Source organism: Bradyrhizobium sp. UNPF46, assembly GCF_006658625.1.
GTDB lineage: Bacteria > Pseudomonadota > Alphaproteobacteria > Rhizobiales > Xanthobacteraceae > Bradyrhizobium > Bradyrhizobium nitroreducens.
Window position 1 is genome coordinate 154008 of record NZ_LFJB01000040.1, and the last position, 12720, is coordinate 166727.

Consider the following 12720-nt stretch of genomic DNA (forward strand, 5'->3'; position numbering starts at 1 on the left):
GCATCCAAGGACGCGGCCCTTTGCCGTCTGGTCTGGTCGCGGCGATCAGCGCGTCACGACCACCGTCGTGCCGACGGAGACGCGGCTGTAGAGGTCGGTGATGTCGTCGTTGAGCATGCGGATGCAGCCATAGGAGACGAAGCCGCCGATCGAGCCCGGCACGTTGGTGCCGTGGATGGCGTATTCGCCGCCGGCCAGCGTCATCGCCGCAACGCCCATCGGGTTGCGCGGCGAGCCGCCCGGGATCATGTCGGGAATGCTCGGCTTGTCACGCTTGACCTCGGCCGGCGGTGCCCAGGCCGGGTTGCGATACTTTCCGTCGATGCGCGTGGTGCCGGCCCACTGCTTGCCGGACTTGCCGACGCCGACCGGATAGCGCACGGCGTGGCCGTTATCGAGGATGAGATAGAGCCGCCGCTCGCTCGTTTTGACGACAATGGTGCCCGGCGAATAGTCGGCCAAATGCGTTCCCACCATCTCCGGCCGCGCCTCTGCCGCCGTCGACATCAAGACCCCCGCCCCGATGGTGGCAGCCAGCGCCACCGCAACCCTCATCGACATCGATTCTCCCCCTTCCCCCGAACGGGTCTTTCAAATCTACGCAAAACCGGCAATTGCCCGCTCGTCCCGACAATCTTAACCGCGCCCGTTAACCGGATGGTTTCCACGCGCGGCCGTCAGGGGCCAGCCAGCAGGGGGAACAAAGGAAATGTTCGAAACAAAGTAAATGACCTGAAAACAACACTCGACGGGAAAGATGCGGCCGCGCCGCCGCGCGCCCTGACAAGAGCGTGAGGGTGTGAACGGCTGTTGTTTCGGGGCCTCGGTGCAAAAGGCAGTCTCGTGTCCCGGACAAGGCGCGGCGCGTAGCGTCGCGACGCAGAGCCGGGACCCAGTTCCTTCGTTGCGCGGCTCGATGGGCCCCGGCTCTGCAGCGCACCGCACCGGACGATGCTTCGCATCGCCGGGGGCGCTGCGCTGCGTCCGGGGCACGAGAATTCGCCTTACGCCGGCTTCCGGTTCTGCCGGTTATTGACGAGATCGTCGACCACGGCGGGATCGGCCAGGGTCGAGGTGTCGCCAAGGCTGCCCGGCTCGTCTTCGGCGATCTTGCGCAGGATGCGGCGCATGATCTTGCCGGAGCGGGTCTTGGGCAGGCCGGGTGCGAACTGGATCTGGTCGGGCGAGGCGATCGGACCGATCTCCTTGCGCACCCAGGTGACGAGTTCCTTCCGCAGATCCTCGGTCGGCTGCACGCCGGCCATCAGGGTGACATAGGCGTAGATGCCCTGACCCTTGATGTCGTGCGGGAAGCCGACGACAGCGGCTTCCGACACCTTCTCATGTGCGACCAGCGCGCTCTCGACTTCCGCGGTGCCCATGCGATGGCCGGACACGTTGATGACGTCGTCGACGCGACCGGTGATCCAGTAATAGCCGTCGGCGTCGCGCCGGCAGCCGTCGCCCGTGAAGTACTTGCCCTTGTAGGTCGAGAAATAAGTCTGCTCGAAGCGGGCGTGATCGCCATAGACCGTGCGCATCTGTCCCGGCCATGAGCGCGTGAGGCAAAGATTTCCCGTGGTCTCGCCTTCGAGTACCTTGCCGTCGGCATCGACGATTTCGGGCACCACGCCGAAGAACGGCTGCGTCGCCGAGCCGGGCTTCAACTTGGTCGCGCCCGGCAGCGGCGTGATCAGGATGCCGCCGGTCTCGGTCTGCCACCAGGTGTCGACGATCGGGCAGCGGTCGTCGCCGACGACGCGGTGATACCACTCCCACGCCTCCGGATTGATGGGCTCGCCGACCGAGCCGAGCAGGCGGAGCGAGGCGCGCGAGGTCTTCTTCACCGGCGCGTCGCCACCCTGCATCAGTGCGCGGATCGCGGTCGGCGCGGTGTAGAAGATGTTGACCTTGTGCTTGTCGATGACGCTCCAGAAACGCGAATTATCCGGGTAATTCGGCACGCCCTCGAACATCAGCGTCGTCGCGCCGTTCGCCAGCGGCCCGTAGAGGATGTAGCTGTGGCCCGTGACCCAGCCAACGTCGGCGGTGCACCAGTAGATGTCGCCGTCGTGATAGTCGAACACGTATTGGTGCGTCATCGAGGCGAACACGAGATAGCCGCCGGAGGTATGCAGCACGCCCTTGGGCTGACCTGTCGAGCCTGACGTGTAGAGGATGAACAGCGGGTCTTCGGCGTGCATGTGCTCGACCGGGCATTCCGTCGTCACCATCGCCGCGGCCTCGTGATACCAGAGGTCGCGTGTCGGGTTCATGTCGACCTTGCCGCCGGTGCGCTTGACCACGACGACCCAGTCGACGCCGTCGGCCTTGGCGAGTGCTGCGTCGACATTGGCCTTCAGCGGCACCTTCTTGCCGCCGCGCAGGCCTTCGTCCGCGGTAATGATGACCTTGGACTGGCAGTCATTGATGCGCTGCGCGAGGCTGTCCGGCGAGAAGCCCGCGAACACCACCGAGTGGATCGCGCCGATCCGCGCGCAGGCCAGCATCGCGTAGGCCGCTTCGGGGATCATCGGCAGGTAGATCGTGACGCGATCGCCCTTCTTGACGTTGCGGGTGCGCAGGATGTTGGCCATCCGGCAGACCTCGTCGTGCAGCTCCTGATAAGTGATGTGCTTGGATTGCGAGGGATCGTCGCCTTCCCAGATGATCGCGGTCTGGTTGGCGCGCTTTGCGAGATGCCGGTCGATGCAGTTGTAGGCGACGTTGAGGATGCCGTCCTCGAACCATTTGATCGAGATGTTGCCGGGCGCAAAGGAGACGTTCTCGATTTTCGTCGGCGCGTGCATCCAGTCGATGCGCTTGGCCTGCTCCGCCCAGAAACCGTTCGGGTCCGAGATCGAGCGAGCGTACATCTCCTTGTACTTCGCCTGGTCGACCCAGGCGCGCTTGGCCCACTCCGCAGGGACGTCGTAGATCTTCTCGGACATGCTTTCCCTCCACCTGCGGCAGGCCGAATGCTGGCGACCGGCGAGCCGACTTGATCATTGACTGATTATGCGTCGGGCTAACCGGACCCGACAAGGAGCACAAGCTGGACCTTCGGCGGGCCACCGACCATGCGGAAGATCAAGGTCACCCGTTGTGATTGTCGCAGATCTGAAACAGGCCACGGGCGCGGCTTCGGGGTCTTTCCTCAGCTCCGCGGATCGGGCCTGTGCAGAGCCCTCATGCACCAAGGGAGGTATTCAGTAACCGTCTCTCACTGATTCGGGACTCGCAATAGCGTTCGGAACACCCTAAATGGCCAACCCGGGTCCAACGAGACCCATTCGGAACAAAAATCAGAACAGCGGCATTGAAAAGTAACAGACAGGGCTAAGGCATAAGGCTATGATGGATCAGCAGAATATCGGGACGATACGGCCCGCTTCAGCCGATCCTGCGGCCATTGCGCTCGCCAAGACCCTAGGACAATGGCCGAAACCGGCCCCTTTCCGGCGTCCCAGCCCGAAAAAGGTCTTCGATAAGGCCCCCGCGGCGACCGTCGAGGCGCTCGCCAAGGAGCTCGGTCTCCGGCTGGGCGACCAGAACGAGCTGACCATCCGCCGCATCAAGCGCGGCAAGGGCTATTCCTTCGTCCGACCCAACGGCGCCCATATCCGCGACGCCCGCACCATCCGCCGGCTGCACGCCATGGCGGTGCCGCCGGCCTATCGCGAGGTGCGCTACTCCGCCGATCCGAGCTCGCATCTGCAGGCCGTGGGCCGCGATGCCGCGGGCCGGCTGCAATATCGCTATCATGCCGATTGGGAGAAGGTCCGCGAGCATCGCAAGGCACATCGCCTGGAAAAGCTCGTCGGCGCGCTGCCAAAAATCCGGCGCAAGGTCTCGGCGTTCCTGTCAGGCGACGAGCCGACGCGTGACTTCGCGCTTTCGGCCGTCATCGAGCTGATTGCCCGCACCGCGATCCGCCCCGGCAACGAATCCTATGCCCGCCTCAACGGCACCCGCGGCGCGACCACGCTGCTGAAGTCGAACGTGACGCTGGAAGACGATTGCTTCGTGCTGACCTTCAAGGCGAAGGGCGGCAAGGCCGTGCGCAAGGAGTGCGACGCGGCCAAGCTGGTGCGCGCCATCGGCATTTTGCAGGGCGTCCCGGGCAAGCGCATGTTCCAGTACCGCGATGCCTACGGCATCGTGCGTGCGGTCAGCACCACGCAGGTGAACGCTTTCCTGCGCGAGATTGCCGGCATCAAGATCTCGCTGAAGGATTTCCGTACGCTGATGGCGTCTGCCGTGGTCGTTGAATCCTTGTCGCGGATCACGCCGGCGACCAGCCAGCGCGGCCGCAAGAAGCAGGTGCTGGACGCGATCCGTGCCGCCGCCGACAAACTCTCCAACACGCCGGCGATCTGCCGCAAGAGCTACGTCCACGACACCATCGTCACGGCGTTCGAGGACGGCATCCTGGAGCGCTTCGCCGCGACCATGAAGGGCCAGCGCTCGCAGGCGCGGCGCGAGCAGCTTCTGGCGCAGGTGGTGGCGACCGCCGCGGTCTGACCTTCCCGCTGCTACGCCTTGTTGGAAACGCCCCGGTCGGGACCGGGATCACCGCCGGCGGCTGCGGTCGTGAGCCGTTCCATATAATGCGCCCATCCCGTTGCATGTGCGGCCGCCTGCTCCGCGGTCGGCAGCCCGCTATGGGTCATGCGCAGCAACGTGCCGCCATCGCGCTCGATCAGGTCGATCTCGATGAGGCTCGAGCCGGGGGGCACTTCCTGGCCGCCTTCCCATCCGAACGTGTAGGCAAGGCGATGCACCGGCACGACCTCACGAAAGGCACCACGGGCGACGCCGCCGCGCGGGCCGATGCCCTTGAGCAGATAGAGCCCGCCGGGATGCGGCTCCGTGGTCGCGTCCGAGCCCATCCAGCCCAGGATCTTCTCGGGATCGGTCAGGTAAGCGAAAACGGTGGCGCGCGGGGCGGCGATCTGGGTCTCGCGTCGCACTACGAACGGTTCGGTCATCGGGGAATATCCCTTTGCTGACAGTTGCACATGGCGGCGCCGAAGCGGCTCGTCAAGGATTGCCCGTGACAAACCCGGCTCGCCTTCGTCATGATCGAACCATGCAGCTGTCCCCGACCCTTGCCTGGCTTGTCGATGCCGCCTCGGACAGTGCCGGAGCGGATCGCCTGCTCGCGGAACTCGGCGCACATCTGGTCGCCGACGGCGTGCCGCTCGCGGCGGGCGCCCTGACGCTGGAGGTGCCGCATCCGCTGATCGCGAAGCGGACCTGGTTGTGGCGCGCCGACAGTGGTCAGGTGATCGAAGCGCTCGGCTTCGCGCCTGGCGGCCTGGCACCCGATCCGCCCAATGATGCCGGTCGCCGCTGGTTGCACGATATCGCGCGCGGCGAGGTGCACGAAGACGTCGTCGGGCGACAAGACGGGCCGTTGCTTGGCTGGATCGCGCCGCGTCCGTTCACCGCAGACGAAATCGGGCAACTGCGCGAAGCCGCGCGTTTTGCCGCGACGCCCCTCGCCGTACTCGCTGCGCGCGCCACGTTGCGGGCAACGCTGGATGCCTATCTCGGCAAGCGCAGCGCAGAGCGGGTGCTGGCGGCACCGCTGCGGCGCGATCTCGGCGAGACCATTCAGGCCGCGCTGCTCTATGCGGATTTGCGCAATTTCACGACCCTGTCGGACACCTCACCGCCTGGAGAGGTCATCGCTGCGCTCGACGCCTGGTTCGACCGCATCGCAGGCGCCGTTCACGCCTTCGGCGGCGAGGTGCTGAAATTCATCGGCGACGGCGTGCTCGCGATCTTTCCAGTGGTCGAGGCGACCCCGCGCCACGCCTGCGAAGCCGCACTCCGCGCCGCGAGCGCCGCCGAAGCCGGGATGGTCTATCTCAACAAGGAGCGCGGCGCTCAAGGGTTACCGCCGCTGGCATTCGGTGCCGCGCTTCATCTGGGTGAGATGCTCTGGGGCAATATCGGTGCGGCCAACCGGCTGGATTTCACGGCGATCGGTCCCGCCGTCAATCTCGCCAGCCGCCTCGAGGGATTGTGCAAGCCGTTGGGACGGACCGTGTTGGTGTCGGGTGCGCTCGCCGCCGAGACGGAGATACCGTTGATTTCGCTTGGGATGCGCGAGCTGCGCGGCATTGCTGCGCCCTGCGAGGTGTTTGCGCTGCCGGCGACGCAGGCTCTGCTATCGTAGCCCGCATGAGCATAGCGCCATGCGGGACCGGACCATCCCGGATGTCGCTTGGCGGGCTACAGCACCTGCGACTAGACCCCGCCCATCTTGCACACCAGCTTCCATTCCTCCGCCGTCACCGGCTGCACCGAGAGGCGCGAATATTTCACCAGCGCCATGTCTTTCAGCTTCGGTTCGGCCTTGATCGCGGCCATCGTCACCGGCGTCTTCAAGGGCTTGTCGGCCTTGATGTCGACGCAGACGAATTTTCCCGTCTTGTCGGTCGGATCGGGATAGGCTTCCTTGATGATCTCGGCGATGCCGACGATCTCCTTGCCCTCGTTGGAATGATAGTAGAACGCCTTGTCGCCTTTCTTCATGGCGACGAGGTTCTGGCGCGCGGTGTAATTGCGCACGCCGGTCCAGGCCTCGCCCTTGGCGCCCTTCGCCACCTGCTGGTCCCAGGACCACACCGATGGTTCGGATTTCACCAGCCAGTACGCCATGCTCATTCCTCTGCCTTGAAGGGGCGCGTCAACAGCCCCGAGATCGCGGCGTCGATCGTGCTCCGGCCGCTCAGGATCGACGCGACCGCTTCTGATACCGGCATCTCGATGTTTTGCGAAGCCGCGAGTTCGATCAGCACCGGCGCGGTGAATTCGCCCTCGGCAAGCTTGCCGGCGGGCGGCTGCTCGCCGCGGCCGAGTGCGAGGCCAAGCGCGAAGTTGCGTGATTGCGGGCTCGAGCAGGTCAGAATGAGATCACCGAGACCCGACAGGCCCGCGAGCGTCTCGCTGCGCGCGCCGAGCGCTCGGCCGAGACGCGTCAGCTCGGCAAAGCCGCGGGTCGTCAGCGCAGCCTGGGCGGAAGCGCCGAGCTTGCGCCCGACTGCGATGCCGACTGCGATCGCCAGCACGTTCTTGGCGGCGCCACCGATCTCGACGCCGCGGATGTCGGTGGAGTGATAGGGGCGGAATGTCGGCGAGCCCAGCGCTTGCACGAGACGACTGGCCAGCGCCTCGTCCTTTGCCGCCAGCGTCACCGCGGTCGGCAGGCCGCGGGCGACGTCGTCGGCAAAGCTCGGGCCCGACAGGATCGCCGGCTGCGCGCCCGGCGCGGCCTCCGCGATCACGTCGGTCATGAATTTGTGGGTGCCGTGCTCGATGCCCTTGGCGGAGGCGACGATCGGCACCTCGCCTGTCAGATGCGAGGCCAGCATGTTGACCGCGCCGCGCAAATGCTGCGCTGGCGTGGCGATCAGCAGCATCTCCGCGCGCGCCGCCGCGGCGAGATCGCTCGTGACGATGATCTCAGGAGCGATCCGCACGCCGGGCAGCCGCGGATTGTCGCGGGTCGAGGCGATCCGCGCGGCATGGTCGGCATTGCGTGCCCACAGTGTCACCGTGCGCCCGGCCCGCGCTGCGACAGTCGTCAGCGCCGTACCCCAGGCGCCGGCGCCGATCACCGCGACGGATTGGAACGCCGACATTGCTAATATCCCGCCCGCGTCTTGCCGTAGCCTGCCGGCGCCGTCGCGTTGGCGTCGAGCAGCCAGCGGGCGCGGGGCTGGGCCTCCATCGTGTCGGTCATACCGAGCGCAAGGCGCTCGGCGCCAGCCCAGGCGATCATCGCGCCATTGTCGGTGCAGAGCGCCGGCGGCGGCATGATCAATTGCGTTCCAGCCTGCCTTGCGACGTCATCGAGGGCGCCGCGGATCGCCTGATTGGCGGCGACGCCGCCGGCCGCGACCAGGGCGCGTGGCGCGCCGAACCTTTCGCGGAACAGCCTGAGGCCGACGCTCAACCGGTCGGCGGTCGAATCGAGCACGGCGGCCTGGAAGCTCGCGCAGAGATCACTGATGTCCTGCGGCGTGATCTCGGCCAGCCGGCTCGCCTCGGTACGAACCGCCGTCTTCAATCCCGACAGCGAGAAATTGGCATCGGGACGCCCCTGCATCGGCCGCGGAAACGCAAAGCGCGTGGCATCGCCGCTTGCCGCCGCACGCTCGACCTGCGGTCCGCCGGGATATGGCAGGCCAAGCATCTTCGCGACCTTGTCGAAGGCCTCGCCGATCGCGTCGTCGACGGTGGTGCCGAGCCGCACATACTGGCCGACGCCGGTGACGGCGACGATCTGGGTATGGCCGCCGGAGGCGAGAAACAGGCAATAGGGAAACTCGATTCCGTCGGTGAGGCGCGGCGTCAGCGCATGCGCCTCCAGATGGTTGACCGCGACCAGCGGCGTGTCGTGCACCATCGCGATCGCCTTCGCGGTGGTGAGCCCGACGATGACGCCGCCGATCAGGCCCGGCCCGGCGGCGGCCGCAACGCCGCCGAGGTCGCCGAAGCCGATGCCGGCCTCGCGCATGGCGCGATCGACGATGCCGTCGAGCAGATCGACATGGGCGCGGGCGGCAATCTCAGGCACCACGCCGCCGAAGCGGGCGTGTTCCTCGACCTGCGACCGCACGATGTTGGACAGGATCTTGCCGCGGCCGTCGTCCGCGCGCTCGATCACGGCCGCGGCGGTCTCGTCGCAGGTTGTTTCGATGCCCAGCACCAGCATTGGCGAATTGTTATCCAATTTGCGCCCTTGCGCTCATCCGGAAAGCGGAGTTCTGGTACGTCCGGTAGCATTCCGGGGCCAGATTGCGCAATCGTCACGCGCAGTCATCCCAGTGATGCGTCGCCGCCAATTGGTTCGGAACACGAGCGATGTCCATTCTTGTCACACGGCCGCATCCCGACAATGAGGCGACGGCGGAAAATCTGCGCGCGCGGGGGCATACGGTGATGCTTGCGCCGGCTCTCAAGTTCGAGCCGGTCGCCCTCCGTGACGAAAGTGAAGCCCCCTATGCCGCTGTCATTGTCACGTCGGCCAACGCGATCCGTGCCGTCGCACCGCAATTGCGGGATCTTGGCCTGCTGGAGCTGCCGTTGTTTGCGGTCGGCGAGCATACGGCCGCTGCTGCCCGCGACGCCGGCTTCGCCCGGGTGATCGTTGCCGGCGGCGATGCCGCGTCCTTGCGCGACAGAGTGGTGCAGAGCGCACGCGACAAGGTGCTGAAGAAGAAAAGCACGCTGCTGTATCTCGCGGGCGCGGATCTGTCGCGCGACCTCGGCGGCGAGCTTGGTGCGGAGGGCTTCTCCGTGATCACGCAGACGACCTATCGCATGGCACCGGTCAAGCATCTGCCGCGCGAAGTCTGCGAGGGCTTTGCCGCCCACGGGGTCGAGGCGGTGCTGCACTACTCCCGGCGCAGCGCCCGCGCGTTCCTGGATGCGGCGCGGGACGAAGGCGTCGAAATCTCGGCGCTGGCCATCCCGCAATGCTGCCTGTCCGAGGCGGTGGCGGACGCGCTGCGCGAGGCCGGCGCGTCGCAGGTTCTGGTTGCCGCGACACCGGACGAAAATGCCTTATTTGCCACCTTGGAGCGTGCTTTGCGGACCCGTTTGGCGTAAGAGGTCGGGCCGAATCCGACGTAATTGAGTCCCGGTATGGAAGTGTAAGGAACCGTCACGATGGCCGACGACAAGCCTGAAGACGCAGGATTGGCGCCCGACGCTGGTCGTGCCAAGCGCACTCCGCCCACCATCGACCTCGAAGCCACCGAAGTTTCGACCCAGCCGCAGGAGCCGGCGGTCGAGCCCGAGGCCCCGCCTGCGCCGGAGCACGCCGAGCCCGAGCAGGCCAAATCCGACCAGGTTGACGCAGAGCCGGAGCGCATCGAAGCGCAGGCTCCTGCGTCGTCGATTTCGCCCTGGGTCGTCGCGCCGTTCTCCGGCGCTGTCGCCGCGGCGGTCGTGATCGCAGTCGGCTGGATGCTGGGCTGGCCCGCCGTGCAGGCGCCGCCCGCCGCGCCGGAGGTCACGAGCGCCACGGTCGATGCGCTGAGCGGCCGCGTCACCGCGGTCGAAGCCAGGGCCGGCAAGCCCGTCGCCGATCCCGCCATGGCGGCACGGATCGACGCGCTGGAGAAGTCCGCAACCGGCTTGCGCAGCGACATCGCGAATCTGCGCGCGCAATTCGACAAGACCGCGAGCGCATTGAACGATGCGAAGTCGGCGCCTGCCGCGGCCGTCCCGGGCCTTGCCGCTCTCAACGATCGCATCGCGCAGCTCGAGCGCGCCAGCAAGACGGAGCGGGCCGAGCTCGCGCAGCAGGGCGAGAAGATCGCCGATAACAAGGCGATGGATGACAAGCCGCTGCGCTTCGTGGTGGCGGCCGCCTTGCTCGACGTCGCCGTTCGTCATGGCGACCCTTACCAGTCGCAGCTGGCCGCAGCGCGTTCGCTCGCCGCCAAGCCTGACATGCTGAAGCCCCTCGATGCGTTTGCATCGTCGGGCATCCCGACCCCGGTCGCGCTGAGTCGCGAGCTGCTCAACATCGTGCCGAAATTGTCGCCGCCAGCGGAGGCCCCCGCCGCGAATGCCGGCATCGTCGAACGCCTCCAGGCCGGTGCGTCGAAACTCGTTCGCATCGAGCGCACCGACGGCGTCGGCAACGATCGCGGCGCCATCGTCGCGCGGGTGACGGCGGCGGCGCTCCGCAACGATTTCGTGGAAGCGCGGCGCGAGCTCAAGACGCTGCCGGAGGCCGATCGCGTGCCGGCGCAGGCCTGGCTCGACAAGGCCGAGGCCCGCGACGCTGCGCTCGCCGCCTCTCGCAAATTCGCCGACGATGCCATGGCGGATCTCGCCAAATCTGCTCGATAAGTTTCGCGCAACAATCGGCGCGTAATAGGGATCGCCATGCTTCGCATCGTCTTCTTCCTCGTCCTGATCGCGCTGGCGGCGGCCGGCGCGGCCTGGGTTGCCGACCAGCCGGGCGATCTCGTCCTGACTGCGGGCAGTTTCCGCGTCTCGACGACGCTTCCCCGATTCGTGTTCTTGCTTGGGCTCTTTGCCGCCGCCGTCGTGCTGGTCTGGAGCATCGTGACGACGATCTGGCGCACGCCGGGGCGCATGCGGCGCCGCCGCCACGAAAAGCGTCACGCGCGGGGGCGCCACGCCATCACCCACGGCCTGCTCGCGATCGGTCACGGCGACACCGCGCTCGCCCGCCGTCACGCCGAGGCGGCGCGGCGGCATGCACCGAATGATCCGCTCGCACTGCTCCTGCATGCGCAATCGGCGCAGCTCGAAGGCAATCGCGACGAGGCGCAGCGCGTCTTCCGCGCCATGGCCGAACGCGAGGACACGCGCCTGCTCGGCCTGCGCGGCCTGTTCATCGAGGCGCAGCGCGCCGATGATGCCGTCGGCGCCGTGATGATCGCGGAGGAGGCGATCAAGCTGTCGCCGTCCTCGACCTGGGCCTCCCATGCGGTACTCGGCTTCCGCTGCGCACGCGGCGACTGGAGCGGGGCGCTGGCGATTCTCGATTCGAACCTGTCCGCCGGCCTGATCGACAAGCCGGCCTATCGCCGCCAGCGCGGCGTGCTGCTCGCGGCGCGCGCGCTGGAATTGGAGACCATGGACCGCGACGTCGCGCGCGAGAGCGTGATGGAAGCCATCAAGCTCGCGCCGACCCTGGTGCCGGCGGCGGTGCTCGCCGCAAAATTCGAGAGCGAGGCGCATCAGGTGCGCCGTGCCATGAAGCTGGTCGAGGCCGCCTGGCTCGCCAACCCGCATCCCGATCTCGCGGAGGCCTATGCCCATGTGAAGCTCGGCGATTCCGCGCGGCAGCGCCTGCAGCGCGTCGAGACGCTTGCGGCGAAGATTTCGGCCGACAAGCCGGGCCATGTCGAGGGCCAGCTCGCGATCGCGCGCGCCGCGATCGATGCCACCGAATTCGCCCGCGCGCGCGAGGTGCTGGCGCCCTACGTCAACGATCCGACCCAGCGCGTGGCGCTGCTGATGGCCGAGATCGAGCGCGCCGAGCATGGCGATAGCGGCCGTGCCCGCGCCTGGACGCTGCGCGCGGTGCGCGCCCGCCACGATCCGGCCTGGACGGCGGACGGTTATGTCAGCGCCCGCTGGCGCCCGGTTTCCCCGGTCACCGGCCGCCTCGACGCCTTCCAGTGGCAGACGCCGGTCGCGAGCCTGCCCTCGGGCAGGGGCACCACGATCGAATCCTCCGCCTTCGAGGAAGCCATGCTGGCGGCGCCGCCGCCGAAGCGCGTGACGGTAGCTCCCAGCGAAGGTCCGGCGGAACCGCCCGTGGCGGCACCAGCCCCGGCCGCCCAGGACAATTCGCCCCCGAGCGCCATGGAAGAGCCCGCCGTTGTGACCGCCGAACCGGTCCAACCGGCTCCCGAGCCCGCCGAATCATCGCCTCCGGCGGCAACACCGGTGTTCCGGACCCGCGCCGACCTCGCCAAGCCCGCGCCGGCGCCGATTCCCGCGGTCATCCCGATTGTTCGGGCTCCCGACGATCCCGGGATCGATGACGAGGGCCCGAGCGATGAATTTACGGAACAAATCGGCACCCCCAAGGCCCAGGCCGGGGGCTGGCGCGGGTTCTGGTCGCGCTGGGGCGCGTGAGTCGCATTTCGAACCCGGCTTGTCCTTGCCAATTCGGGCCATGCCCGATATCAGGAGCGCGCGTATCGGGGT

Annotated in this window: 11 protein-coding genes; 5 read left to right on the forward strand and 6 right to left on the reverse strand. The window is 67.3% G+C overall.

Features of this window, described 5'->3' with window-relative positions; all coding sequences use genetic code 11:
* Positions 1-45 precede the first annotated feature (45 nt).
* Positions 46-561, reverse strand: a complete 516-nt coding sequence (locus tag UNPF46_RS17025; protein WP_100175322.1) for a L,D-transpeptidase — start codon at positions 559-561, stop codon at positions 46-48.
* A 443-nt stretch (positions 562-1004) separates the two neighbouring features.
* The gene (gene acs, locus UNPF46_RS17030; protein WP_100175323.1) at positions 1005-2951 is read right to left on the reverse strand and encodes an acetate--CoA ligase; all 1947 of its coding nucleotides are present in this window, start codon (positions 2949-2951) and stop codon (positions 1005-1007) included.
* Positions 2952-3354: 403 nt separating this feature from the next.
* Between acs and UNPF46_RS17035 the strand changes: the two genes are divergently transcribed.
* Entirely contained in the window at positions 3355-4524 is a 1170-nt protein-coding gene (locus UNPF46_RS17035) for a DNA topoisomerase IB (protein WP_142250761.1), read from the forward strand.
* An 11-nt stretch (positions 4525-4535) separates the two neighbouring features.
* Here UNPF46_RS17035 and UNPF46_RS17040 read toward each other — a convergent pair whose 3' ends face one another.
* Entirely contained in the window at positions 4536-4991 is a 456-nt protein-coding gene (locus UNPF46_RS17040; protein ID WP_142250762.1) for an SRPBCC family protein, read from the reverse strand.
* 101 nt (positions 4992-5092) lie between these two features.
* On the opposite strand from UNPF46_RS17040, the gene UNPF46_RS17045 reads away from it, so the two are divergent.
* The gene (locus UNPF46_RS17045; RefSeq protein WP_142250763.1) at positions 5093-6187 is read left to right on the forward strand and encodes an adenylate/guanylate cyclase domain-containing protein; all 1095 of its coding nucleotides are present in this window, start codon (positions 5093-5095) and stop codon (positions 6185-6187) included.
* A 71-nt stretch (positions 6188-6258) separates the two neighbouring features.
* On the opposite strand, the gene UNPF46_RS17050 is transcribed toward UNPF46_RS17045, so the two are convergent.
* Genes UNPF46_RS17050 through tsaD form a run of 3 tightly spaced genes read right to left on the reverse strand, consistent with a single transcriptional unit; the run spans position 6259 to position 8725 of the window.
* A complete protein-coding gene (locus tag UNPF46_RS17050; protein WP_142250764.1) occupies positions 6259-6672 on the reverse strand; it encodes an EVE domain-containing protein in 414 nt (137 codons plus the stop codon).
* 2 nt (positions 6673-6674) lie between these two features.
* Positions 6675-7655, reverse strand: a complete 981-nt coding sequence (locus UNPF46_RS17055) for an NAD(P)H-dependent glycerol-3-phosphate dehydrogenase (RefSeq protein WP_142250765.1) — start codon at positions 7653-7655, stop codon at positions 6675-6677.
* A gap of 2 nt (positions 7656-7657) precedes the next feature.
* A complete protein-coding gene (gene tsaD / locus UNPF46_RS17060; RefSeq protein WP_181769980.1) occupies positions 7658-8725 on the reverse strand; it encodes a tRNA (adenosine(37)-N6)-threonylcarbamoyltransferase complex transferase subunit TsaD in 1068 nt (355 codons plus the stop codon).
* 155 nt (positions 8726-8880) lie between these two features.
* Between tsaD and UNPF46_RS17065 the strand changes: the two genes are divergently transcribed.
* Genes UNPF46_RS17065 through UNPF46_RS17075 form a run of 3 tightly spaced genes read left to right on the forward strand, consistent with a single transcriptional unit; the run spans position 8881 to position 12648 of the window.
* Positions 8881-9627 carry a uroporphyrinogen-III synthase gene (locus tag UNPF46_RS17065; protein ID WP_142250767.1) on the forward strand — a complete coding sequence of 249 codons (747 nt, stop codon included), beginning with the start codon at positions 8881-8883 and terminating at the stop codon, positions 9625-9627.
* Positions 9628-9687: 60 nt separating this feature from the next.
* Entirely contained in the window at positions 9688-10881 is a 1194-nt protein-coding gene (locus UNPF46_RS17070; protein ID WP_100175330.1) for a COG4223 family protein, read from the forward strand.
* Between the two features lie 36 nt (positions 10882-10917).
* Complete coding sequence (locus UNPF46_RS17075; RefSeq protein ID WP_142250768.1) at positions 10918-12648, forward strand: heme biosynthesis protein HemY; 1731 nt, start codon at positions 10918-10920, stop codon at positions 12646-12648.
* Positions 12649-12720: the final 72 nt, after the last annotated feature.